Below are 23,956 nucleotides of genomic sequence, written 5' to 3'. Positions count from 1 at the left end.
GCGTTGACGCGGTGGGTTGACCCGGGGACCCGCGCGGGAGGGGTCAGCCCCGGCGCCGCGCCCGCCACACCAGGAAGAGCACCGTGGCCACGGCCGCGGCCCGGACGATCACCGGCCAGGTGTCCGTCAGCGCGTCCTTCATCCCGTCCTTAGGGATCGGGTCGCCCCACTTGCCGTTGGAGCGCCCCCACAGCCAGACCATGCCCCCGGCCGCGACCAGACCCGGCATGACCAGCACGGCCCACTTCGCCTCGGCGCGGGAGTGCCTGCCGGTGGTGTACGCGAGCACCCAGCCGAAGCCCAGCAGCAGGACGTTGCCCATCGCGGCGCCCGCGATGAGCAGGGCGATCGAGAGCAGCAGCAGCGGGCCGAGCCCCGCCAGCCACCCGGCCCCGGCGGCCCGGCCGCCGTCCTCCGCCGCGGCCTTGCCCGGCCCGAACAGGGTGCGGCGCAGCAGCCCGCGCCGGCCCGCACCGGCGCCCTCCGCTTCGCCGTCCGCCTCGGCTTCCGCCTCCTCCTCGGCCGCGGCCCGCTCGGCGGCGTCCCGTTCGAACCGCTCACGCCGTTCCCGGCGCTCCTGCTCGGCCGAGGTACCGCCGAGCAGCTCGGGGATCTCGATCCCGCCGACGAACCCCTCGACGGCGCCGTACTGCGCGTCGTGCTGCTCGGGCTGGGCGAACGGCCCCGGCTCCACATGCCACCAGTCGGGGTTGGACTCGCGCGGGCCGAGCTCGTCCTCGCCCGCGAGGTGCGGCGGTGACGCGGCGGCCGACCGCGGGGCGGGGATGGCGGGCCCGTCGGGGGTGACCGGGGTGTGCTTGATCAGGGAGGTGCCGTCACTTGCCCCGCCGCCACCGGACGCCCGGTCGCCGTACGCCCCGCCCCCGTAGCCCCCGCTGTCGTTCCCCTTGCGCGGGGTGGGCACCTTGCCGCCGGTCAGCCCGGTGCGTTCGGCGAGTCCGGCCAGTTTGTCGCGGGCCGCCCGTGCCGCGCCCGCGGCACCGCGCGGCGGTTCGGAGGTCGCCGGGCCCGACACGCCCGGGCCGGAGGGGTCCGGTGCGGACGCTCCGGTGGAGGGGCCGCCGGGCGCGCCCGCGCCCGGACCGGGATCGGAGGCCCGGCCGCCCGCGGCGGCGACCACGTCGGCGGGCGAGCCCAGCTTGGCGAGGATCCGCTTCACCCCGGCCGCGCTGTCCGCGCCGCCGGTGGCCCGCCGGTGGTCGATATCGGCGCGGAGCCCGGAGACCAGCCGCATCCGGTCGCCCGACGGCAACCCCTGCTGCTGGGCCAGGTCCCCGACACGGCTCAGATAGTCGTAGACGAGCTTCTCGCTCTCGATCCCCACCAAGACCCCTGAGAATGCGCACGGTCGGCGTACCAGACGGCTTCGACCGTACCGTGCGGGAGCGGATTCCCGCCGCACCACCGGCGTCCGCCGCCCCGGGTACTGTGGATCGAATGACCAGCTCGCGGAATCGGGAGGCGCGCGTGGCGGCAGAGACCGGCCCGGCGGACGGCGGCCGCGGCGCGCCGCGCACACTCGCCGAGGAGCTGCGCACCCGCCCCGACGACGCCCTCGCGACGCTGCTGCGCGCCCGTCCCGATCTGCTGTCCCCCGTCCCGAACGACCTCACCCAGCTCGCCACCCGGGCCGGGACCCGCGCCTCGGTCGTACGGGCGGTGGAGCGCCTGGACCGGTTCGCGCTCCAGACCGCCGAGGCGCTGGCCGTCGCCCCGGACCCGTGCCCGTACGAGACGCTGCGCGACCTGATGACGGGGACGGGCGACCAGCCGGGGCCGGACGACCAGCCGGGGTCGGGCGGCGAACCGGCCGGGGCGGCGTCCCTGCCCGACGGGCTGCGGGCGCGGATCGCCGAGGAGCTGCCGCGCGCCGTCGCCACCCTGCGCCGCCAGGCCCTGGTGTGGGGCGGCGACGACAAGTTGCGGCTGGTCCGCACCGCCCGTGAGCTGCTGACCCCGTCCCCCGGCGCACCGTCCCCGACCGGGCTCGGCCCCACCGTCCAGGAGGCCACGGCCGGGACGTCGCCGGGGCGCCTCCAGGAGTTGCTGGCCACCGCCGGACTGCCGCCCACCCACGATCCGGTGACGGCCGTGGCCGCGCTCGCCGGGCTGTTCGGCGACCGCGCGCGGATGGCCGCGCTGCTGGCCGGGGCGCCGGAGGGAGCCCTCGCCGTCCTGGCCAAGCTGGTCTGGGGGCCGCCCTACGGCGAGGTGTCCGTGGCCGCGCCGAGCCCGCCCGTCGCCTGGCTGCTGGAGCGCGGGCTGCTGCTGCCGTCCGGGCCGCGCAATGTGGTGCTGCCCCGTGAGGTGGCCCTCCATCTGCGCGGCGGCCGGGCGCACCGCGCCCCCGAGCCGCTGCCCCCGCCGCTGCCGCCCGCCGCCGAACACCGTCCACAGGCTGTGGACAGCACTGCCGCGGGCCAGGCGTTCACCGCCCTGGACACCGTCGAGGAGCTGATGGGGCAGTGGGAGACCGCCGCCCCGCAGGTGCTGCGCGCGGGCGGGCTGAGCGTACGTGACCTCAAGCGGACGGCCGCCGCGCTCGACGTGACCGAGCAGACCGCCGCCTTCTGGATCGAACTGGCCTACGCGGCCGGTCTGCTGGCCTCCGACGGGGAGACCGACGAGCGCTACGCCCCCACCCCCGCCTACGACGACTGGCTGCGGCTGGCCCCCGAGGAGCGGTGGGCCGGGCTGGTCTCCGCCTGGCTCGCCGCGACCCGTACGGCGGGTCTGATCGGCGCCCGGGACGCCAAGGGCCGTACGCTCGCCGCGCTCGGCCCGGAGCTGGACCGCTCCCCGGCGCCGGAGGTGCGCCGCCGACTGCTCACGCTGCTCGCGGCGGTCCCGTCGGGGGCCTCGGCCGACGCCGACGGACTGCTGGCGCGACTGCGCTGGGAACGGCCGCCGCACCGGGGGGCCGCACCGGCCGTTCCGGCGCCGTCGTCACCCTCGGGTGCCGGTTCCGTTCCCGGTTCCGCTTCCTCCGCCTCCCCCGGTGACGATCTGCGGTCGCGGCTGGCCCGCTGGACCCTCACCGAGGCCGAACTGCTGGGCGTCACCGGCCGCGGCGCCCTCTCCTCCCACGGCCGCGCGCTCCTCGGTCTGCCGCCGGAGGGTCCGGCGCCTGCGGCCGCGGCCGCACAGCCGACCACCCCCGCCGAGACGGCCACCGCGACCGCGAACGCCGCCCGGCTGCTCGCCCCGCTGCTGCCCGAACCCCTGGACCACGTACTCCTCCAGGCCGATCTGACCGCTGTCGCGCCCGGCCCCCTGGAGCGGCCGCTCGCCGAGACGCTGGGCGTCCTGGCCGAGGTCGAGTCCAAGGGCGGTGCCACGGTCTACCGCTTCACCCCCGCCTCCGTGCGCCGCGCCCTCGACGCCGGGCGGGCCGCCGACGATCTGCACACCTTCCTCACCGCTCACTCCCGCACCCCGGTGCCCCAGCCGCTCGCGTACCTGATCGACGACGTGGCGCGCAAACACGGCCATCTGCGGATCGGCGCCGCCTCCGCGTATGTGCGCTGTGACGATGAGGCGCTGCTGGTGGAGATCCTCGCCGACCGCCGTTCCGCCGGGCTGCGGCTGCGCCGTCTCGCCCCCACCGTGCTGGCCTCCCAGGCCCCGCCGGACGCGCTGCTCGACGGTCTGCGCGCCATGGGGTACGCACCGGCCGCCGAATCCGCCGAGGGCGATGTGCTGATCACCCGCGCCGAGGCCCAGCGCACCCCGCCCCGCACCGCGCCCACCCCGGTGCCGGACGGGCCGCCGCGGCCCGATGACACCCTGCTCGGCGCCGCCGTCCGCGCCATCCGCGCCGGAGATCTCGCCGCCACCGCGCCGCACAAGCCGGTACCGGCCGCGGCGGGCACCGCCTCCGGCCGGCTGCCGCGCACCACCTCCGCCGACACCCTCGCCACCATGCAGGCCGCGGCCCTCACCGGGTCCGCCGTCTGGATCGGCTACGTCAACGCGGACGGCGCCGCCAGCCAGCGCGTCATCGCCCCGGTCCGGGTCGAGGGCGGTTTCGTCACCGCGTACGACCACACCGCGGACGAGGTCCGCACCTATCCGCTGCACCGCATCACCGGCGTCGCCGAACTGGCCGACGAGGCCGGGTAGCTCACGCCGCCGGGCCTCCGGCCGCGGAGGAGGACGAAGGCTTGGTCCAGCGGTGCCACCAGTGGCGGCGCCGCGGATGCAGGGCACGGCCGAGCAGCCGCCCGATCAGGACGTAGCCCAGCAGGGCACCGCTCGTATTGAGGATCACGTCGTCGACGTCGAAGGCACGCCCCTCGACGATCAGCCCCTGTGCCGTCTCGACCATGACCATCACCAGCCCGGTCACCAGCACCACCCGCACCGCGCCCCGCGCCCGGGGCATCAGCATCGGCAGCAACACCCCGAAGGGCGCGCCGAGCAGCACATTGCCGCCGATCTGCTTGACCGTGTCCTGGAAGGCGGGCTGATCGAGGTACGCGCGCAACGAGGCGCCCGGCCGCATGTTCGTGTGCACGAGATCGGACGAACCGGGCGACGGCACGAGCGTCGCCCCGGCGAGCGCCACCGCGAACCCCACCATGCAGACGAATGCCAGCAGCAGCACCACCACTCGCGCGGCCTGCGCCTGCCACGAGTCCCGCTGGAGCAGCGGCCGCCTGGGCGCGGCCGCCGTCTCCGTCGCCGGTGCCGGTGCCGCGGCGGCCTCCGGCTTCGGCTTCGGCCGCGTCTTCGGGGGCAGCGCCTCCGTGGTCCTCGTGGTCGACGTCTTCGTGGCCGACGCCTTGCTGGACGACGCCTTGGTGGCCGTCGTCTTCTTCGCCGGTGTCCGCTTTGCGGCCGTCTTCTTCGCCGCCGTCGTCTTCTTCGGCACGCCCGCCGCCTTCTTCTTCGTCGTCGTCTCGGCGGGCTTCTTCGTCGTCGCGCTCTTCGGAGTCTTCTTCGCGCCGGTCGTCTTTGCCGCGCCGGTCTTCCGGATCTCCCACCCGGCGATTGTGACCACAGGGACCAACCTCCCACCGCTGTCTCTGTCCCCGCTTGCCCGTAGCGGTGGGGAGTATCCCTGTGGCTCTGTGTGACCGCTCCGCTACATCTCCCCGCCCGTTCCGCCCGATGGGGGACACTGGTTCTTTGGCCACCCGGCCGAGCCCCAGCGAAACGGAAGGATCCAGGCGCGTGAATGGACCCCTCATCGTCCAGAGCGACAAGACCCTCCTGCTCGAGGTGGACCACGAGCAGGCGGACGCCTGCCGCCGCGCCATCGCGCCCTTCGCCGAGCTGGAGCGGGCGCCCGAGCACATCCACACCTATCGGGTGACCCCGCTCGGGCTGTGGAACGCCCGCGCCGCCGGGCACGACGCCGAGCAGGTCGTCGACGCGCTCGTCGAGTTCTCGCGCTACCCCGTCCCGCACGCCCTGCTCGTCGACGTCGCCGAGACGATGGCCCGCTACGGGCGGCTGCGGCTGCTGAAGCACCCCACCCACGGGCTGGTGCTGGAGACCAGCGACCGCCCGGTGCTGGAGGAGATCCTGCGGTCCAAGCGGGTCCAGCCGCTGGTCGGGGCGCGGATCGATCCGGACACGGTGGTGGTCCACCCCTCCGAGCGCGGGCAGATCAAGCAGACGCTGCTGAAGCTGGGCTGGCCCGCCGAGGACCTGGCCGGTTACGTCGACGGTGAGGCCCACCCCATCGAGCTGCGCGAGGACGGCTGGGGCCTGCGGCCGTACCAGAAGCAGGCCGTCGAGGGGTTCTGGCACGGTGGGTCCGGGGTGGTCGTCCTCCCCTGCGGCGCCGGAAAGACGCTGGTCGGGGCGGGTGCGATGGCCACCGCCAAGTCCACCACGCTGATCCTGGTGACCAACACCGTCTCCGCCCGGCAGTGGAAGCACGAGCTGGTGCGCCGTACCTCGCTCACCGAGGAGGAGATCGGTGAGTACAGCGGTACGCGGAAGGAGATCCGCCCGGTCACCATCGCCACGTACCAGGTGCTGACCACCAAGCGGAAGGGCATCTACCCGCACCTGGAGCTGTTCGACTCCCGCGACTGGGGTCTGATCGTCTACGACGAGGTGCATCTGCTGCCCGCGCCCGTCTTCAAGTTCACCGCCGACCTCCAGGCGCGGCGGCGGCTCGGGCTGACGGCCACGCTGGTCCGCGAGGACGGCCGCGAGTCCGATGTCTTCTCGCTCATCGGGCCCAAGCGCTTCGACGCGCCCTGGAAGGAGATCGAGGCCCAGGGCTACATCGCACCCGCCGACTGCGTCGAGGTCCGCGTCAATCTGACGGAGACCGAGCGGCTGGCGTACGCCACCGCCGAGACCGAGGAGAAGTACCGCTACTGCGCCACGACCGGTTCCAAGCGCCGCGTCACCGAGGCGCTGGTGGCCCGGCACCGGGGGCAGCAGACCCTGGTGATCGGTCAGTACATCGACCAGCTCGACGAGTTGGGCGAGCACCTGGACGCGCCGGTCATCAAGGGCGAGACCACCAACGCCCAGCGCGAGAAGCTCTTCGACGCCTTCCGGCAGGGTGAGCTGTCCGTGCTCGTCGTCTCGAAGGTCGCCAACTTCTCGATCGACCTCCCCGAGGCCACGGTCGCCATCCAGGTGTCCGGCACCTTCGGCTCACGCCAGGAGGAGGCCCAGCGGCTGGGACGGGTGCTGCGGCCGAAGGCCGACGGCCATCCGGCGGTGTTCTACTCGGTCGTCGCGCGCGACACGATCGACCAGGACTTCGCCGCGCACCGGCAGCGGTTCCTGGCCGAGCAGGGGTACGCGTACCGGATCGTGGACGCGGGGGAGCTGCTGGCGGACGAGGACGTCTGACGGGGCGGGATCGGGCCGGGCTCCGGCGGCGGTGTGCTCAGCGTCTGGGTACCGTCACGCCCCGCGCGTCGTCCCCGTACGAACCGAGCACGGCCACGCTGAACGCCGTGCCCGCGAAGACCCGTACCGCGCGGAGGGCCTGGCCCACCAGGTGACGGGGGTGGGCGGCGGCGCCCGCGGCGGCGTCCTGGCCGGTGCTTGCGCTGGTGCTGATCGCTGCGGTGGTCATGTCCTCCAGCATGCTGCGCGGGTCCGGCCGCGGCATCGACCTGCCGGTGTAATCGGCCCGGCGGCGGCGTACGACCGCAGGGCCATGCCGTCCCCTCCGGGGGGAGGAGCCCGACCCTGAGACGGGGAGGGACACGGGTCCTGCCGGAGGATGACCGGCTGACGACCCGGCGGCGGCCGGACCGCGGCCGGACGGTGAAGAAGGCTGCGGAAAAATCGTTCGCGACCGCGATCCGCCCTGGCTACAATCGCGCGTCTGCCGCCTCCCGTACGGGGAGAGCCGCCGCCCGGTCGGAAACCGGTCGGCATCTCGAGCTCGTCGAACGTTCCTCATTCGCCCTGCCGCACCCTGCCCGGAGGCTACGCCGTGCCCTCGCACGTCCCTGACCCGTCCGACGCCCCGACCGACGTCTCGTCCGACCCGCTCGCCCGGGAACGCTCCCACCTCAGCGCCTCCCGTGCCGCCCTGCGCGCCATGCGCGCCGACGTCGAGGCGCTCGACCTCCGGGACGTCACCGCCAACTGGGTCAACGCCGAGGTGCTGCAACGCCAGGTCGAGGACCGCATCAAGGCGCTCGCCGACCTCGCCGACACCCCGCTCTTCTTCGGCCGGCTGAACTACCTGCACGCCCCCGGCGCGGAGACGGCGGAGGGCGCCGAGGGCGAGCTCTTCTACATCGGGCGGCGGCATGTGCACGACGCCGACGGCGACCCCATGGTCATCGACTGGCGCGCCCCCGTCTCCCAGCCCTTCTACCAGGCGTCGAAGAAGGCGCCGATGGACATCGCGCTGCGCCGCCGCTTCGGCTACACCGGCGGTGAGCTGACCGCCTACGAGGACGAACGCCTCAGCGACCCGGACGAGGCCGAACACTCCAGCAAACTGCTCCAGGCCGAGATCGAGCGTCCGCGCGTCGGCCCGATGCGGGACATCGTCGCGACGATCCAGCCCGAGCAGGACGAGATCGTCCGCGCCGGGATCGGCGGCACCGTCTGCGTCCAGGGGGCGCCGGGCACCGGCAAGACGGCCGTGGGCCTGCACCGGGTGGCCTATCTGCTCTACGCGCACCGCGAGCGGCTGGCCCGCTCCGGCACCCTCGTCATCGGCCCGAACCGCTCCTTCCTCCACTACATCGAGCAAGTTCTCCCCGCGCTCGGGGAGTTGCAGGTCGCCCAGGCGACCGTCGAGGACCTGGTGGGCCATGTGGAGGTGCGCGGCACCGACACCGCCGAGGCCGCCCGGCTCAAGGGCGACGCCCGGATGGCCGAGGTGCTGCGGCGCGCCCTGCGGTCGCATGTGACCGTCCCCGCCGAACCCTGTGTGGTCGTGCGCGGCTCACGCCGCTGGCGGGTGCCCGCGTACGAACTGGAGGAGATGGTGCGGGAGTTGCTGGACCGCGACATCCGTTACGGCGCGGCCCGCGATGCCCTGCCGCAGCGGATCGCCCACGCGGTGCTGGTCCGTATGGAACAGGCGGGCGAGGCCCCCGACGACCGGGTGCAGGACGCGGTGGCCCGCAACGCGGCGGTCAAGGCGGCGGTGAAGGCGATCTGGCCCGTCGTCGACCCGGCCAAGCTGGTGCTGCGGCTGCTCTCCGACGCCGACTTCCTGGCCGCGCACGCGGACGGGATCCTCGACGCCGACGAGCGGAAGGCCGTGCTGTGGGCCAAGCCCGCGCGGGGCGTGAAGACCGCGAAGTGGTCCCCGGCGGACGCGGTGCTGATCGACGAGGCGGCCGACCTCATCGAGCGCACCCACTCCCTCGGCCATGTGGTCCTCGACGAGGCGCAGGACCTCTCCCCCATGCAGTACCGCGCGGTCGGCCGCCGCTGCACCACCGGTTCGGCGACGGTGCTCGGCGACCTCGCGCAGGGCACCACCCCCTGGGCGACGGCCAGTTGGGAGGAGGCCCTGACGCATCTGGGCAAGGCGGGGGCCACGGTGGAGGAGCTGACCCAGGGCTTCCGCGTACCGCGCGAGGTGATCGCCTACGCGTCACGGCTGCTGCCGGACATCGCCCCCGGTCTCAACGAGGCCACCTCCGTCCGTGAGGCCGCGGGCGACTTCGCGGTGCGGGCCGTGGATCCGGCCGAGCTGGACGACGCGGTCGTGACGGCCTGCCGGGAGGCGCTGACCCACGAAGGTTCGATCGGTCTCATCGCCGCCGATGCCCGGGTGCCGGTGCTGGCGGAGAAACTGACGGCGGCGGGGCTGTCGTACCTCGCCCCGGGCGAGGAGACCAGCGCGGACGCCCGGCTCACCCTGGTCCCGGCGACGCTGGCGAAGGGCCTGGAGTACGACTACGTGGTCCTGGACGAACCGGCGGCCGTGGTGGACGGCGAACCGGATGAACGGACCGGGCTGCGACGGCTGTACGTGGCGCTGACGCGGGCGGTGTCGGGGCTGACGGTGGTGCATGGGGCGGGGTTGCCGGAGCGGTTGCGGTAATCGATCGCCGTGACGCCCCGCACCCCCCTTCAGTGACCCGTGTCACATCCGACTCCTGTCAGCAAGCGGGGCGCTGTCCCGTTCAAGGGGCACGCGAACGAGACAGGAGACCGCCATGAAGCACCGCATCGTCGTACTCGGCGCTGGATACGCCGGGGCCTTCGCCGCCGGAAACCTGGCCCGCCGGCTCTCCCCCGCCGACACCGAGATCACCGTCGTCAACGCCGTGCCCGACTTCGTCGAGCGGATGCGACTCCACCAGCTCGCGAGCGGCCAGGACCTCGCGTTCCGCAAGCTCGCCGACATATTCGCGGGCAGCGGGGTGCGGTTGCGCCTGGCGCGCGTCACCGGCGTCGACCCCGAGCGCAAGACCGTCGCCCTGAACGGCAAGGACGGCGAGGACGGCAGCGGTGAGCTCGCGTACGACACGCTTCTCTACACGCTCGGCAGTTCCGTGGCCCACCATGGCGTCCCCGGCGTGGCCGAGTACGCCTTCGATGTGACCGGTCTGTCCGCGGCGCTGCGTCTGCGCGAGCGTCTGGCCGGCCTGCGCGAGGGCGGCACCGTGCTGGTCGTCGGGGAGGGGCTGACCGGCATCGAGACCGCCACCGAGTTCGCCGAGTCCCGGCCCGACCTTTCGGTCGCGCTCGCGGCCCGCGGCGAATTGGGCGCCTGGCTCTCCCCGAAGGCCCGTCGTCACCTGTCCCAAGCCTTCGACCGGCTGGGCATCACCGTCCATGAGCACACCGGCGTCGAAGCCGTCGAGCCGGCACGGGCGGTCGCCGCCGGCGGTACGTCCCTCCCCGCCGACGTGACCGTGTGGTCGGCCGGATTCGCCGTGCACCCCATCGCGGCCACCAGCGGCCTGGAGGTCGTCGAGAGCGGCCAGATCGCCGTCGACCGCACCATGCGCTCGGTCTCGCACCCGGACGTCTACGCCGCCGGTGACTGCGCCTACGCGATCGGCGAGGACGGTCGGCCGCTGCCGATGTCCTGTGCCTCGGCCGGCTCCACCAACATGCAGGCGACCGCCGCGATCATCGCCCGCCTGACGGGCGGCGAAGTCCCGGCCATCGGGCTGAAGTACCACGGCAACCACATCAGCCTCGGGCGGCATGACGCGATCTTCCAGATGGTGGACGGGGACGTCCGGCCGAAGTCCTGGTACCTGGGCGGCCGGACCGCCGCGCGACTCAAGTCGGGCGTGCTCAAGGGGGCCGGGTGGGGCATCGCTCACCCGACCTTCGGTATGCCGAAGCGCAAGCGCCGCCTGGCCACCGGGTCTGAGCGGGTCGGCGTGGAGGTCGCCGCATAGGCTGTTTCGCGTGGACAGCGCGGCCATCGACCGGTTCGAGGCCAGCCGGGGCAGGCTGGCCTCGCTCGCATACCGTCTGCTCGGCTCGGCGGCCGATGCCGAGGACGTCGTCCAGGACGCGTTCCTGCGCTGGCAGGCCGCGGACCGGGAACGCATCGAGGTACCGGAGGCGTGGCTGACCAAGGTCGTCACCAATCTCTGCCTCGACCGGCTCCGCTCGGCGCAGGCGCGCCATGAGCGCGCTGCCGGAGACTGGCTGCCCGAGCCGCTCCTCGATGGCGATCCGATGCTCGGCCCCGCCGACACCTTCGAGCAGCGCGAATCGGTGTCCTTGGCCGTACTGACCCTCATGGAGCGTCTCTCGCCGGTCGAGCGGGCCGCTTACATCCTGCGCGAAGCCTTCACGTACCCCCACGCCGAGATCGCCGGGATCCTCGACATCACCGAATCCGCGAGCCAGCAGCATGTCCACCGGGCCCGACGCCGGGTCGCCGCCGAGCGCCGCGGCGGCGACGAGGTGGACCCCGCGTCCGCGCGCCGGATCGTCGAGGAGTTCCTCGCCGCCGCCACGTCGGGGCGCACCGAACGGCTGGTGGCGATGCTCACCGCCGACGTGACCGCGGTCTCGGACGGCGCCGGACTCGCCAGGCGGCTGCTGCGGTACGGCACGCGCGAGCGCGTCGCCTCCTACGTGCGGGCCGGCTTCAAGCCCACTCCGGCGAAGCGGCGGCTGGCAGGCGGCTCCCCCGCGTTCCACATCGCGCTGGTCAACGGCTCCCCGGCGGTCCTTGCCGTGGTCGACGACCGGGTCGTGGGCGCCGTGGTGTTCGACATCACCGACGGCAAGGTCGCGGCGCTGTGCGGCATCGCCGCCGCCGGCCGGCTCACGCGTCTCAACGAGACCTGGCGGCGACGCGAAACCGACGCGCCGGTCATCGACGCATGGTGACGTTTCGTCAGCGGCCCCTCGTCGGCGGGGCGCGGGTGCGTTGTTCTCGGGTGCGGGGCCGGGGCCTCCGGGGCGGGGTCCTGGACCGTCTATTTACGGCGCCGGTGCCCGGAGACGTGTGGCGAACCCAAGATTGGCGCCACAAATACACGAAAGTGTCCCGGACCCCGCCCCTGCGACCCCGGCCCCTCCCGTCTCGTCGGCGGCTCTCCGTCAGCCCACCGGGACGGGCACGTCCAGCGCGGTGCGCCACCGACGGACGGCGGCCGTGTCCACGGGGCCGTCCCATCCGGCGGGGCGGGCCGCACTGCCGATGTGGAAGGCGTCGATCCCCGCCGCGCGGAGGGCGGACAGATGACCGAGGCGCAGTCCGCCACCGGCCATGATCCGCGGCTCGTAGCCGGGCAGGCCGGTGCGGGCGGCTTCGACGAGGAGGGTCGGCAGCCCCTCGTCCACTCCCTGTGCCGATCCCGCGGTGAGGTAGGTGTCGAGACCGGGGAGGTCCGCGAGTTGCTTGCGGAGCATGTCGCGGTCGGCGGCCCGGTCGATGGCGCGGTGGAAGGTCCAGCGGCTCTCGTCCATACCGGGTCCGGCCCCGATGACGTCGGTGAGGGCGCGGACCGCGTCCAGGTCGATGTCACCGGTGTCGGTGAGGAACCCCAGCACGAACTCGTCGGCGCCCTCGGCGTACAGCGCGGCGGCGCGCTTGCAGAGGGTGTCGAGGTCGGCGGCGTTCCCGGCGGCGAAGCCGTCGGACGCGCGGAGCATCACCCGCACCGGGATGTCCACGGCCGACCGGACAGCGGCGAAGGTCTCCCGGGAGGGGGTGAGCCCGTCGGCGGCCATGTCGGTGACCAGTTCGAGGCGGTCCGCCCCACCGGCCTGTGCGGCGATCGCGTCAGCGGGGTGGAGCGCGATCACCTCGAGAACTGGTCTAGACATGCTTCTCAGCTTGCCACACGGCGGTGGGGGCGAAACCGGTACCCCACAATTGGCTCATGTCCGCCCCTGCGCGCCACCCCGCCCATGACGCTCTGCTCGCCCGCTGGACAACTTTGTTGACCGGTGCCCGTGAGGTCACCACCCCTCCGGCGGCCCCTTACGGCGAAGACCTCCTCGCCCGCTGGGCCGAACCCCAGCGCAAGTACCACACGACGGACCATCTGATCGCGGTCCTGGACCGGATCGACGAGCTGCTGGCGCATGTCGCGGCCCCCGACCCCGACGCCGTCCGGCTGGCGGCCTGGTTCCACGACGCCGTCTATCTGCCGGAGCGGTCGACGAACGAGGACCGCAGTGCGCGCCTGGCCGAGCGGGCACTACCGGAGGCGGGTGTGCCGGAGGCGCGCGTCGAGGAGGTGGCCCGTCTGATCCGGATCACCGCGGACCACGATCCGGCCGAGGGCGACCTCAACGCCGAGGTGCTGTGCGATGCCGATCTGGCCGTTCTGGCCGGTGCGCCCGGGGACTACGCCGCTTACGCGGCGGCCGTGCGGGAGGAGTACGGGTTCGTGCCCGACGATGTCTTCCGCGAGGGCCGCGCCAATGTCCTGCGCCAACTGCTGGGGCTGGGGAGGCTGTTCCGTACGGCGGTCGGCCACGACCGCTGGGAGGCGGCGGCCCGCCGGAACATGGCCACGGAACTGGAGCTGTTGGGGACCTGACTCAGGCCCCCTCGAGCTGGTCCGCCAGATCGGCCAGGTCGGAGGCGTACAGGTCGAACCGGTCCGAGGGCAGGGGCGGGTCACCGACCGGGCGGGCTACGTAGGCGGTGCGCAGTCCGAGGTTCCGCGCCGCGCGCAGGTCCCAGGCGTGGGCGGCGACCATCATCAGCCGCTCCGGCGGCCGTGCGGAGACGGTGACGGCCAGCCGGTAGACCGCCGGATCCGGTTTGTAGGTCCGGGCGTCCTCGGCGGACAGGGCCTGGTGCCAGCGCAGTCCGGCGTGGGCGTTGAGCTCCAGCAGTGCCGTACGGCTCGCGTTGGAGAGCCCGATCAGCGGGAACCGCCCGGCGAGACGGGCGAGCCCCGCCTCGGTGTCGGGCCACGGCGAAAGGCGCCGACCCGACCGGGCCAACGCCGCCACGGCAGCCGGATCCTCGACCCCGGCGGCCTCGGCGACGATCCGGGCGGCTTCCCCGTCGAGGGCGTCACTGGGGAGGAAGGGCCGGGTGCCGTCGAGGATGCGGCGCTGCTCGCGTTCGATGTGCTGTTGCCACAGCGCGATGAGCCGCTCGGTGCCGGGGTCGTCGAGCGACGGGGCGAATGCCTGGATGCCGGAGCGGATACCGGCTGGTTCGTCGACGAGCGTGCCGAGCACGTCGAACACAAGGGCGTCGATCTTCAACTCCGGCATGACGTCTCTCCCGGGACGGGTCAGGGAGTCACCCTCAACGTCGTGGGCGACCATGGGGATTCCCCGTCCGCAGGAATGCCCGGTTCATTGGAGCGCTCAGCCGTAGGAGGCGGACCACCCGCCGCTGGTGAAGTGGCACACCCCATCGGGTGTGATGTGCACCCTGCTGCCGTAGACCGGAAGGCCACCCTCGGCGTTGAGCCGGTGTCTGATGCGTTCGAGCACCGTCCACAGGCGCTGGGGACCACCCTGGTGAACCTCGGGCGGATCGATCCAGGTCGCTGAAGCACGCGCCCACGAGCCGTCGTTGTGCACCAGCCATGCGGTGCGTTGATCACCGTGCTCCTCGTAGTGGGTCTCGACCCCGGGCACGGCGAGTTCCAGCATGGCCCGCACGTCCCACGCCTCCGCGACGTTGAGTACCGGATAGCGGCCCGCGGTCACCTGCTCGCCCTCGCGTCCTCGTACGGTCGCGAACAACTCGTTGATATCGGGCGGATAGTCCGCCCCGGTGCGAGTGCCCATGAACCCCGCGCGATCCCACTCGACCACCCCGTGGGCGACACCGTCAGGCCCCTTGTCAGCCGTGATGATCACGTTCATCCGGACGAGTGTCGTCACCAGACGGCCACCTGGGCGGAGAGCCGCCAGCACGCTCGCGAGGTTGGGGAGCGCGACCAGGGACACGACACGGTCGAAACTGCCCGGAAGTGAGCTGGTGGCATCGCAGGTGACCACCCGGGGAGACATCCCCAGCGAGTCCAGCCGCTCGGTCGCGGCCTCGGTCAGATACGGGTCGACGTCCATGGCCGTGACGTGCCCCTCACCGAGCCGCCGTACCGCGAGAGCGGTACTGGCACCGGTACCCGTGCCGATCAACCCGAGGTCCGCGCCGTCGTACAGAAGTCCGTGCCGCAGCATCCTGACGACCAGGCGGAACATGGTGCTCGACGACGTGGGCCGTCCCGTCGGCCGGTCGTCGGGGCCGGCGTGGTCTGCGTGCCACGGACCGACCCGGGTCACCAGGGACGTGTCCGAGTAGGCAGCCCTCAGCCACGCCGACTCATCCGCGTGCCCGTCGCGCAGCGCCCATGTCCCGTCGCCCTCCCGCTCCCACCACCGGGGGACGAAGCAGTGCCGGGGAGTCGAGGCGACCGGACTCCGCCATCGCGAGACGGACGGCGTGACCTCGCGAGCGAGCCTTTCGGCGTGGGGTTTCCAGTCCATCGGCCCCTCACTCGTCGTACTTCGGATCGCACGCCGGTTGCTCGGCGGGCGCGCAGTCCGCGCCGTCGGACGCGGGCTTGCAGTCAGGGTCACACGGCCCTCCGTCCGCGCGGGCCGGAATCAGCCGTAGCGCCTCGGCCCATGATGTGCCGCGCAGTACTGTGGCCAGGCCGCTCTCCCGCACATTGCCGGTGGTCAGCCACCGCGCCATCACACACGGTGTCACCTCGCCCGAGGGCAACACGGCCGCCTGTCCACGCCCGCACCGTCCGCACAGCTCCGCCGCGTTCGCCGCGGCAGCGGGCAGCGAGGCACGGCCGAGGCGCCGCGTCCGGTCCGTACGGATCGCCCTGACCCCGAGCGCTTCCAGTTCCCTGCGGGCTTCGCTCACGCGCTGCCCCGGCAGGACGGACACGATGCCGACGCGCAGCGGGATGCCGCGCCGGACGGCTTCGATGATGTTCGCCCGGGTCCGTTCGTAGCTGCCCGGACGGGTCGTGATCGCGTCATGTTCCTCGGCGCGGTCGCTGTAATAACTGGTGGCCAGCTTCACACCGTCGCGGCCGAATACGTTCCACCAATCCGGCTTGATGTGGAACAAGTTGCTGTAGACCTCGACCTGAAGCCGGAGGTCCAGCGCGTGGTCCACCAGCGCGGCCCACGCCGGGTGTGTGGTCGGCTCGCCTCCGATGAGCTGCACGTCCCGCGCGCCGATTGCTGCCGCGTCGCTGATCACCCGCCGCCAGTCGGCCGCAGTCAGCACACCGTGCGTCCCGTTCGGCCCGGACTCGGCGAAGCACTGGGTGCACTGGAGCTGACAGGTGCCGGTGATCTCCAGTGCGACGACGGTCGGCGAGGCTGGGGGCTGGACGACCGTGGTCATGCGCGTCTCCCTCATCGTGTGCTTCCCGGGTAGCGGATCGGCTGACGGCACTCCGGGGACCCAGTGGGTGGCTGCCGGCCGTCGAGGGCGAAGCACAGGGCCGCGTGCAGATGTTCTGCCGAAACGGGAGTCAGACGGAGCTCCGCGGTGCCGAGGCGCTGGTTGTTCCTGCTGATGTGAAGCGCAATGGTGAAGCCGTCGTCGGAGCGACGGGTCACCTTCCAGCCGGGGGCGTGGTCGAGCTGCCAGTCGGTCATGACGGGTCCGCCTCGGGTACGACTACGTCAGGCCCGATGTGGCTCCGGGCGATCCGCAGCGCGTCCCGCAGTGCGTCGTACAGGCACCTCGCCAGGAATCGGAGTTCGTCGGCACTCGCCCGGCTGTCGTCCAGCAACTCGCGCGCATGCCCGCAGATATCGGCTCCCATGCCCAGCTGCAACGACTCGACGGTGTCCGCCCTCTCGCCGAGCAGGCTGCGGCCATGGTCGGAGATGAGGTAGCACGGCTTGCCATCGGCGTTGGTCCATGGGAGCAGGCGGAGCGCGGATGGCGGGAAGGCGGAAAGCGGACTCATTCGCTGTGAGGAGCCAGAGTTAGAGTCGATCACGTCGACGGGTCCCTTCTGACATCGTTCGGGCACCCCAGCCGGTGGCATGGTCGTGGGGCTTCCACGGACACAGAGTGGCGCCCCAAAAGGGACGTACGGCAGTCCGTTGTGAGGACACTTGGGCCGTCTCGCCGCTACTGTCGGAGAACGCCCAAACGTCCCTGGGGGAAGCCTTGAACGCAGCCTTACGATCGGCTACGGAGTCCGCGGGACTCTCCCCCCGGCAGCTCGCTGCCCGGGTAGGGGTGTCCGGAAAGACCGTTGAGCGGTGGATCGCGGACGAGGAGCTCATTCCCCACTCCAGAAACCGGTCGGACACCTCGAAGACGTTGGGAGTGGAAGCAGAGATGCTGTGGCCGAAGTCCGTGCGGAACCGGCTCAGGGCCGGTGGCGACCAGGAGATCGTTCAGAGCTATCCGTATCGCTCGGCATGTCCGTCCACACTTTGGGCCGACCTCGTGGCCGAGGCCGACGACGAGCTGTTCTTCGCCGGGTACACGTCCTATTTCCTCTGGACCCAGGTGCCCGCCTTCGCGCAGACCCTGCGGCGCAAAGCGGAGAGCGGATGCCGGGTCCGCTTTCTGCTCGGCGATCCGAATGGGGCGGTGACCCGGCAGCGGGAGGAGATCGAGGACGTCACCCTGACCGTTTCCACCCGGATCAGCATGACTCTTGAGCAGCTGGACCGGATGGGCCCGGTCGAGGGGGTGGAGGCGCGCTTTTCGGCGGCGGCCGACGCCGTGAACCACATCTCGCTGTCGGTCTTCCGATTCGATGACCAGGCACTGGTCACACCGCATCTGGCCCGGCTCGTCGGGCATGACTCTCCCCTGATGCATCTGCGGCGGAGGGCCGACGGCGGGATGTTCTCGCGGTTCGCGGAACACGCTGAGGAATTGTGGATGGGCGGTGTGCCGGTCCCGGCGGAACGGGTGAGGTAGCCGGGCAGGAATGCCGTGGTCCCGGGTGGTGTTGTCGCCCGCATGTCCTCCCGCGCCAGCGCCCGTATGCCCGTCGCCGTGTACGTCCTCGGTCTGTCCGTCTTCGCGCTCGGGACGTCCGAGTTCATGCTGTCCGGGCTGCTGCAACCCGTGGCGCGGGACATGGGGGTGTCGATCCCGACGGCCGGGCTGCTGGTGTCCGCGTTCGCCATCGGGATGGTGGTCGGGGCGCCGGCGCTGGCGGCGGCCACGTTGCGGTTGCCGCGGCGGACGACACTGATGGCGCTGCTCGCCGCCTTCGGACTCGGCCAGGTGGCGGGGGCGCTGGCGCCGTCGTACGGGGTGCTGTTCGCGTCGCGGGTGGTGAGCGCGCTCGCGTGCGCCGGGTTCTGGGCGGTGGGCGCGGCGGTGGCCGTGTCGCTGGTGCCCATGAACGCGCGGGCGCGGGCGATGGCCGTGATGGTCGGGGGCTTGAGCATCGCCAATATCGCGGGAGTGCCCGCGGGGGCGCTGCTGGGGCAGCACGCCGGATGGCGCGCCGCGTTCTGGGCGGTGGCCGGTCTTTCGGCGCTGGGGCTGGCGGGCGTGGCCGCGCTGGTGCCGCGTACGGAGGTGCCGGGCGGTGCGGACGCCCCGCGGCTGCGGAACGAGCTGAAGATCTACCGCGACCGGCAGGTCTGGCTGGCGCTGCTCACCACCGCGCTCAACGGCGGGGCCGTCTTCTGCCTGTTCTCCTACCTCGCGCCGCTGCTGACGGACGTGGCCGGGCTCGCGGAGAGCTGGGTGCCGACGGTGCTGGCGCTGTTCGGGGTGGGGGCGCTGATCGGTACGGCGATCGGCGGGCGGATCGCGGACGCCCATCTGTTCGGCACGATGTACGGCGGCATAGCCGCCTCGGCGGTGGTCCTGGCCCTGCTGGCGCTCACCGCGCAGTCCCCCGTGGCGGCCGTGACCCTGGCGCTGCTGCTGGGGGTCACCGCCTTCTTCACCGCACCCGCGCTCAACGCCCGGATGTTCAACGTGGCGAACGCCGCGCCGACGCTGGCGGGTGCGACCACGACCGCCGCCTTCAACATCGGCAACACGGTCGGCCCATGGCTGGGCGGGCTCGTGATCAGCGCGGGCTGGGGCTATCCGGCGGTGGCCTGGACCGGTGCGGTGATGGCCACCCTCGCCATCGGCACGACGGCGCTCGCCTCCCGGATCCACCAGGCGGAGAGCGGCTCACGAGTGATCACGGGTTCGGCGGCCGCGGCCCTGGACCGGGAGTCCACCCGCGTCACACGGTGATCCGCGGGGTCCCCCGCCGGGTATGCCGGGGTGTTCCGCCCGGCCGGAGCTCGGACCCACGGGGAACGCGCCGTCCCGGCGCGACGCGTCGTCATGGGCGTCCCTCACGCCCCCGCGGTCCGCGCCCGCTTCGGGCGGCGCAGGCCCGCCGTCGTCAGGCGGCGGAGCAGTTCCTTGCTGCCGACCTCCTCGGCTCCGGCCCGGACCGCCGCGTCGTAGAGCTCGCTCGGGACGTCGTAGTGGTCGCGGTCGAAGCCGCGGCGGGGGGCGCCGATGCGGTCGGCGAAGGCGTGGAGTTCGTCGTAGGAGACGTCGCTCACCAGGTGTGACCACATTCGGCCGTGGCCCGGCCAGGAGGGCGGGTCGATCAGGACGGCCATCAGAGGGTCGCCCCGAGGGAGCCCACGCGGGCCACCGCGACCGCCGTCTTGCCGCAGACCCAGTGCGGGTCCGCGCCCAACTCCGGTTCCACGTCGAGGGCGTGGAGGTCGCCGCCCTCGGTGCAGACCGGGCACAGCGGCCAGCGGCCGTACCGCTCCAGCAGGGCGTCCTGGACGTCCTGGGCGACCAGCCCGGCCACGTACTCGGCGCCTTCCGGCCACTGCTCGACCCACCACCGCCGGTGCGCAATCGCGTCCTCGACCAGGGAGACGATGTCCGCCTGGGCGACCTTTCCCGCCGCGAGATCGGCAAGGACGAGCGCACGCGCCGCGTGCAGTGCGTGTTCGAGCTTCATGGGTCCCATTGTCACCTTTGCTGCGCGCGGGCGCCCGCCCATCACCCTCCGTCCGCACCGACCCGGTGACATACCGGGGTGCGCCCAGGGTTGACGGTCGCCCTGACTGGAAATAGTTTTCAAGAGTGAGCAGTAAGCTGAAGGAAACTTTCACCCCGTCCGAGGCCCCCGCTCCCGCACCGGCCGCCCTCGCGGCGAAGGTCCGTACGCTGGCTCCCTCCATGACCCGTTCCATGCAGCGCGTCGCCGAGACCGTGGCGGGTGATCCGGCCGGTTGCGCCGCGCTCACCGTCACCGGGCTCGCCGAGCGCACGGGTACCAGCGAAGCCACCGTCGTACGCACCTCCCGGCTGCTCGGGTACCCCGGATACCGCGATCTGCGTCTCGCGCTCGCCGCGCTGGCGGCGCAGCAGGCGGCCGGGCGGGCTCCGGCGGTCACGGCGGACATCGCGGTGGACGACCCGATCCCCGATGTGATCGCCAAACTGGCGCAGGAGGAGCAGCAGTGTCTGGCGGACACCGCCGCCGGACTGGACACCGCCCAGCTCGAGTCGGCCGTCTCGGCGCTCGCCGCCGCCCGGCGGATCGACGTCTACGGGGTGGGGGCCTCCAGTCTGGTCGGCCAGGACCTGGCGCAGAAGCTCCTGCGCATCGGGCTGATAGCCCACGCCCATGCCGATCCGCATCTGGCGGTCACCAACGCCGTGCAGCTCCACTCGGGCGACGTGGCCGTCGCGATCACCCACTCGGGCCGCACCACGGACGTCATCGAACCGCTGCGGGTCGCCTTCGAACACGGGGCGACCACCGTGGCGATCACCGGACGCCCGGACGGCGAGGTCGCCCAGTACGCGGACTTCGTCCTCACCACCTCCACCGCCCGCGAGAGCGAGCTGCGCCCGGCCGCCATGGCCAGCCGCACCAGTCAGCTACTGGTGGTGGACTGCCTGTTCATCGGGGTCGCCCAGCGTACGTACGAGTCGGCGGCGCCCGCGCTGTCCGCCTCCTACGAGGCGCTCGCCCACCGGCACGACCCCCGCCCCCGGCACCGCTGACCCCGTACCCGAGAGCACCGAGCCACCCCCGAGTCATCAGCCCACCCCCACCCCCGCCACGCTGACTATGGGAAAGAGCCGTTTCGCATGACTTCCGCCGCCGACCAGGGCCGGAGCCCGGCAGAGCTCCGGGCCCAGCTGGAGACCCTCACCACCGAGGCGTTCCGCCCCGAACTCGCCGAGATCGACCGGCTCGACACGCTGGAGATCGCCCGGATCATGAACGGGGAGGACGCCACCGTCCCCACCGCCATCGCCGCCCAGCTCCCCCGGATCGCCGCCGCCATCGACGACATCGCCGCCCGGATGTCCCGCGGCGGTCGGCTGGTCTACGCGGGCGCGGGCACCGCGGGACGGCTCGGGGTGCTCGACGCGAGTGAATGCCCGCCCACCTTCAACACCCGGCCCGGCCAGGTCCTCGGAGTGCTCGCGGGCGGTCCGGAGGCCATGGTGACCTCCGCCGAGGGAGCCGAGGACAGCGGGGAGCTGGCCGCCGCCGATCTCGACGCACTGGGGGTGGGCGAGGCCGACGCGGTCGTCGGGATCTCGGCGTCCGGCCGCACCCCGTACGCGATCGGCGCGGTCGGGCACGCCCGGTCCGCGGGTGCGCTCACCGTGGGGTTGTCCTGCAACGCGGGCTCGGCGCTGGCCGCCGCGGCCGACCACGGGATCGAGATCGTGGTGGGGCCGGAACTGGTCACCGGCTCGACCCGGCTGAAGTCGGGCACCGCCCAGAAGCTGGTGCTCAATATGATCTCGACCATCACCATGATCCGGCTCGGCAAGACCTTCGGGAACCTGATGGTCGATGTCCGCGCCTCCAACGAGAAGCTGCGGGCCCGTTCGCGCCGGATCGTCTCGCTGGCCACCGGCGCCCCGGACGAGCGGATCGAGCGCGCGCTCGCGGCCACGGACGGCGAGACCAAGAACGCCATCCTCACCATCCTGGGCGAGGTGGACGCGCCGACCGCCGAGCAGCTTCTCGGCGAGGCGGGCGGCCGGCTGCGCGCGGCCCTGGAGGCCGCGCGGGCTCGCTGACGCCCCGCGGGGTCTCCAAGAGAACGCCGTCGGGGCGGCACCCCTGGGAGAGGGTGCCGCCCCGACGATCTCAGGACGGTTCGACCGACCGACGAAGGATCGTCGTCGATCAGAAGTCCATGTCACCGCCCGGCATGCCGCCCGGAGCGCCCGCCGCGGCGGCCTTCTCCGGCTTGTCGGCGATGACGGCCTCGGTGGTGAGGAACAGCGCGGCGATCGACGCGGCGTTCTGCAGCGCGGAGCGCGTGACCTTGGCCGGGTCGATGATGCCCTCGGCGATGAGGTCGACGTACTCGCCGGTGGCGGCGTTCAGGCCGTGGCCCGGGGTCAGGTTGCGCACCTTCTCCACCACGACACCGCCCTCGAGGCCGGCGTTGACCGCGATCTGCTTCAGCGGGGCCTCGAGCGCCAGGCGGACGGCCTGGGCACCGGTGGCCTCGTCACCCTCGAGCTCCAGCTTCTCGAAGACCGAGACGGTCTGGAGCAGGGCCACGCCACCACCGGCGACGATGCCCTCCTCGACGGCGGCCTTGGCGTTGCGCACCGCGTCCTCGATGCGGTGCTTGCGCTCCTTGAGCTCGACCTCGGTCGCGGCACCGGCCTTGATGACGGCCACGCCGCCGGCCAGCTTCGCCAGGCGCTCCTGGAGCTTCTCGCGGTCGTAGTCCGAGTCCGAGGACTCGATCTCGGCGCGGATCTGGTTGACGCGGCCCTGCACCTGGTCGGTGTCGCCGGCGCCGTCCACGATCGTGGTCTCGTCCTTGGTGACCGTGACCTTGCGGGCGCGGCCGAGCAGGTCGATGCCCGCGTTCTCCAGCTTGAGGCCGACCTCCTCGGAGATGACGGTGCCACCGGTGAGGATGGCGATGTCACCGAGCATGGCCTTGCGGCGGTCACCGAAGCCCGGGGCCTTGACGGCGACGGACTTGAAGGTGCCACGGATCTTGTTGACGACCAGGGTCGCCAGGGCCTCGCCCTCGATGTCCTCGGCGATGATCAGCAGCGGCTTGCCGGACTGCATGACCTTCTCGAGCAGCGGGAGGAGGTCCTTCACGCTGGTGATCTTCGAGTTGACGATCAGGATGTACGGGTCGTCGAGCGACGCCTCCATACGCTCCATGTCCGTCGCGAAGTACGGGGAGATGTAGCCCTTGTCGAAGCGCATGCCCTCGGTGAGCTCGAGCTCGAGCCCGAAGGTCTGCGACTCCTCGACGGTGATGACGCCTTCCTTGCCGACCTTGTCCATCGCCTCGGCGATGAGCTCGCCGATCTGGGTGTCGGCGGCGGAGATGGAGGCGGTGGAGGCGATCTGCTCCTTGGTCTCCACGTCCTTGGCCTGCTCAAGGAGCTGGGCGGAGACGGCCTCGACGGCCTTCTCGATGCCGCGCTTGAGGGCCATCGGGTTGGCACCCGCGGCGACGTTCCGGAGGCCTTCCTTGACCAGCGCCTGGGCCAGGACGGTCGCGGTCGTCGTGCCGTCACCGGCGACGTCGTCCGTCTTCTTCGCGACCTCCTTGACCAGCTCGGCGCCGATCTTCTCGTACGCGTCCTCGAGCTCGATCTCCTTGGCGATGGACACACCATCGTTGGTGATCGTGGGGGCGCCCCACTTCTTCTCGAGGACGACGTTACGGCCCTTGGGGCCGAGAGTGACCTTGACGGCGTCGGCGAGCTGGTTCATCCCGCGCTCGAGGCCGCGCCGTGCCTCCTCGTCGAACGCGATGATCTTGGCCATGTGAAGTGGTCCTCCCAAGACTTAGGGGGTACCTCCCAGGCCGTCAGGCCGTGGGGGCGGATTGCTCCGGACCGCGCTGGCGCCCGCGACGGACGGCCTGCCTGCCCTACGGTTCCTTGCCCCGTAAGGCCGACGGGCCTCACCGACCCGGTCCTTCTGTCACTCTCACCTTCAGAGTGCTAACGCCAATGATTAGCACTCGACCCATGAGAGTGCAAGCGCCCGAGGGGCGTCCTGGAGGGGTGGCGGTCGGGTGAGGGGTGGGCTCGGGGGCGGGACACGCCGGAGGGGGCCCCCCCCCC

Annotated in this window: 23 protein-coding genes; 11 read left to right on the top strand and 12 right to left on the bottom strand. The window is 72.5% G+C overall.

What is annotated here, in order from left to right:
• Positions 1-43: 43 nt before the first annotated feature.
• Positions 44-1,345 (bottom strand): hypothetical protein, encoded by a 1,302-nt coding sequence (locus tag NMK44_RS38145; RefSeq protein ID WP_254752121.1) that lies wholly within the window; start codon positions 1,343-1,345, stop codon positions 44-46.
• Positions 1,346-1,458: 113 nt separating this feature from the next.
• On the opposite strand from NMK44_RS38145, the gene NMK44_RS38140 reads away from it, so the two are divergent.
• The gene (locus NMK44_RS38140) at positions 1,459-4,143 is read left to right on the top strand and encodes a helicase C-terminal domain-containing protein (protein ID WP_254752119.1); all 2,685 of its coding nucleotides are present in this window, start codon (positions 1,459-1,461) and stop codon (positions 4,141-4,143) included.
• Position 4,144: 1 nt separating this feature from the next.
• Here the strand turns inward: NMK44_RS38140 and NMK44_RS38135 are convergent, their stop codons facing one another.
• Entirely contained in the window at positions 4,145-4,603 is a 459-nt protein-coding gene (locus tag NMK44_RS38135; protein WP_308358767.1) for a VanZ family protein, read from the bottom strand.
• Between NMK44_RS38135 and NMK44_RS42525 the strand changes: the two genes are divergently transcribed.
• Together NMK44_RS42525 and NMK44_RS38130 are read left to right on the top strand one after the other, a co-directional pair.
• Positions 4,602-5,099 (top strand): hypothetical protein, encoded by a 498-nt coding sequence (locus NMK44_RS42525; protein WP_308358764.1) that lies wholly within the window; start codon positions 4,602-4,604, stop codon positions 5,097-5,099. The genes NMK44_RS38135 and NMK44_RS42525 overlap by 2 nt on opposite strands.
• A gap of 97 nt (positions 5,100-5,196) precedes the next feature.
• The gene (locus NMK44_RS38130) at positions 5,197-6,846 is read left to right on the top strand and encodes a DNA repair helicase XPB (RefSeq protein ID WP_254752117.1); all 1,650 of its coding nucleotides are present in this window, start codon (positions 5,197-5,199) and stop codon (positions 6,844-6,846) included.
• 37 nt (positions 6,847-6,883) lie between these two features.
• Here the strand turns inward: NMK44_RS38130 and NMK44_RS38125 are convergent, their stop codons facing one another.
• Complete coding sequence (locus NMK44_RS38125; RefSeq protein ID WP_254752115.1) at positions 6,884-7,075, bottom strand: hypothetical protein; 192 nt, start codon at positions 7,073-7,075, stop codon at positions 6,884-6,886.
• A gap of 366 nt (positions 7,076-7,441) precedes the next feature.
• Here NMK44_RS38125 and NMK44_RS38120 point away from each other — a divergent pair, with 366 nt between their 5' ends.
• The 3 genes from NMK44_RS38120 (at position 7,442) to NMK44_RS38110 (ending at position 11,787) form a co-directional block, all read left to right on the top strand.
• Positions 7,442-9,523 (top strand): HelD family protein, encoded by a 2,082-nt coding sequence (locus tag NMK44_RS38120; protein WP_254752113.1) that lies wholly within the window; start codon positions 7,442-7,444, stop codon positions 9,521-9,523.
• A gap of 115 nt (positions 9,524-9,638) precedes the next feature.
• Positions 9,639-10,838, top strand: coding sequence for an NAD(P)/FAD-dependent oxidoreductase (locus NMK44_RS38115; RefSeq protein ID WP_254752111.1), 1,200 nt, complete (start codon positions 9,639-9,641; stop codon positions 10,836-10,838).
• 10 nt (positions 10,839-10,848) lie between these two features.
• Positions 10,849-11,787, top strand: a complete 939-nt coding sequence (locus NMK44_RS38110) for a sigma-70 family RNA polymerase sigma factor (protein WP_254752109.1) — start codon at positions 10,849-10,851, stop codon at positions 11,785-11,787.
• A 213-nt stretch (positions 11,788-12,000) separates the two neighbouring features.
• Here NMK44_RS38110 and NMK44_RS38105 read toward each other — a convergent pair whose 3' ends face one another.
• Positions 12,001-12,729 carry a copper homeostasis protein CutC gene (locus NMK44_RS38105; RefSeq protein WP_254752107.1) on the bottom strand — a complete coding sequence of 243 codons (729 nt, stop codon included), beginning with the start codon at positions 12,727-12,729 and terminating at the stop codon, positions 12,001-12,003.
• Positions 12,730-12,785: 56 nt separating this feature from the next.
• Here NMK44_RS38105 and NMK44_RS38100 point away from each other — a divergent pair, with 56 nt between their 5' ends.
• Positions 12,786-13,451, top strand: coding sequence for an HD domain-containing protein (locus NMK44_RS38100; RefSeq protein ID WP_254752105.1), 666 nt, complete (start codon positions 12,786-12,788; stop codon positions 13,449-13,451).
• Between the two features lies 1 nt (position 13,452).
• On the opposite strand, the gene NMK44_RS38095 is transcribed toward NMK44_RS38100, so the two are convergent.
• The 5 genes from NMK44_RS38095 to NMK44_RS38075 form a co-directional block, all read right to left on the bottom strand.
• Complete coding sequence (locus NMK44_RS38095) at positions 13,453-14,142, bottom strand: haloacid dehalogenase type II (RefSeq protein WP_254752103.1); 690 nt, start codon at positions 14,140-14,142, stop codon at positions 13,453-13,455.
• 96 nt (positions 14,143-14,238) lie between these two features.
• Positions 14,239-15,369: a methyltransferase domain-containing protein gene (locus tag NMK44_RS38090; RefSeq protein ID WP_254752101.1), complete on the bottom strand. Its 1,131-nt coding sequence runs from the start codon at positions 15,367-15,369 to the stop codon at positions 14,239-14,241.
• A gap of 7 nt (positions 15,370-15,376) precedes the next feature.
• Entirely contained in the window at positions 15,377-16,252 is an 876-nt protein-coding gene (locus tag NMK44_RS38085) for a radical SAM/SPASM domain-containing protein (RefSeq protein ID WP_254752099.1), read from the bottom strand.
• An 11-nt stretch (positions 16,253-16,263) separates the two neighbouring features.
• Positions 16,264-16,509 carry a hypothetical protein gene (locus tag NMK44_RS38080; RefSeq protein WP_254752097.1) on the bottom strand — a complete coding sequence of 82 codons (246 nt, stop codon included), beginning with the start codon at positions 16,507-16,509 and terminating at the stop codon, positions 16,264-16,266.
• Positions 16,506-16,826: a hypothetical protein gene (locus NMK44_RS38075; protein ID WP_254752095.1), complete on the bottom strand. Its 321-nt coding sequence runs from the start codon at positions 16,824-16,826 to the stop codon at positions 16,506-16,508. Before NMK44_RS38075 ends, NMK44_RS38080 begins: the two co-directional genes overlap by 4 nt.
• 380 nt (positions 16,827-17,206) lie before the next feature.
• On the opposite strand from NMK44_RS38075, the gene NMK44_RS38070 reads away from it, so the two are divergent.
• Together NMK44_RS38070 and NMK44_RS38065 are read left to right on the top strand one after the other, a co-directional pair.
• On the top strand, positions 17,207-17,800 hold the full coding sequence (locus tag NMK44_RS38070) for an XRE family transcriptional regulator (RefSeq protein WP_254752093.1): 594 nt from the start codon (positions 17,207-17,209) through the stop codon (positions 17,798-17,800).
• A 66-nt stretch (positions 17,801-17,866) separates the two neighbouring features.
• Entirely contained in the window at positions 17,867-19,090 is a 1,224-nt protein-coding gene (locus tag NMK44_RS38065) for a Cmx/CmrA family chloramphenicol efflux MFS transporter (RefSeq protein WP_254752168.1), read from the top strand.
• Positions 19,091-19,194: 104 nt separating this feature from the next.
• Here the strand turns inward: NMK44_RS38065 and NMK44_RS38060 are convergent, their stop codons facing one another.
• Both NMK44_RS38060 and NMK44_RS38055 read right to left on the bottom strand, forming a co-directional pair.
• The gene (locus NMK44_RS38060) at positions 19,195-19,470 is read right to left on the bottom strand and encodes a DUF4031 domain-containing protein (RefSeq protein ID WP_254752091.1); all 276 of its coding nucleotides are present in this window, start codon (positions 19,468-19,470) and stop codon (positions 19,195-19,197) included.
• Positions 19,470-19,826 (bottom strand): DUF8819 family protein, encoded by a 357-nt coding sequence (locus NMK44_RS38055; protein WP_254752089.1) that lies wholly within the window; start codon positions 19,824-19,826, stop codon positions 19,470-19,472. Before NMK44_RS38055 ends, NMK44_RS38060 begins: the two co-directional genes overlap by 1 nt.
• A gap of 125 nt (positions 19,827-19,951) precedes the next feature.
• Here NMK44_RS38055 and NMK44_RS38050 point away from each other — a divergent pair, with 125 nt between their 5' ends.
• Both NMK44_RS38050 and murQ read left to right on the top strand, forming a co-directional pair.
• The gene (locus tag NMK44_RS38050; RefSeq protein ID WP_254752087.1) at positions 19,952-20,881 is read left to right on the top strand and encodes a MurR/RpiR family transcriptional regulator; all 930 of its coding nucleotides are present in this window, start codon (positions 19,952-19,954) and stop codon (positions 20,879-20,881) included.
• An 87-nt stretch (positions 20,882-20,968) separates the two neighbouring features.
• Complete coding sequence (gene murQ / locus NMK44_RS38045) at positions 20,969-21,919, top strand: N-acetylmuramic acid 6-phosphate etherase (RefSeq protein WP_254752085.1); 951 nt, start codon at positions 20,969-20,971, stop codon at positions 21,917-21,919.
• A gap of 109 nt (positions 21,920-22,028) precedes the next feature.
• On the opposite strand, the gene groL is transcribed toward murQ, so the two are convergent.
• On the bottom strand, positions 22,029-23,654 hold the full coding sequence (groL, locus tag NMK44_RS38040) for a chaperonin GroEL (protein ID WP_254752083.1): 1,626 nt from the start codon (positions 23,652-23,654) through the stop codon (positions 22,029-22,031).
• Positions 23,655-23,956 lie beyond the last annotated feature (302 nt).

It is taken from the genome of Streptomyces cucumeris, assembly GCF_024295805.1.
Classification (GTDB): domain Bacteria; phylum Actinomycetota; class Actinomycetes; order Streptomycetales; family Streptomycetaceae; genus Streptomyces; species Streptomyces cucumeris.
The sequence above is the reverse complement of the archived record's forward strand: the minus strand, read 5'-3'. Positions and strand labels throughout refer to the sequence as shown.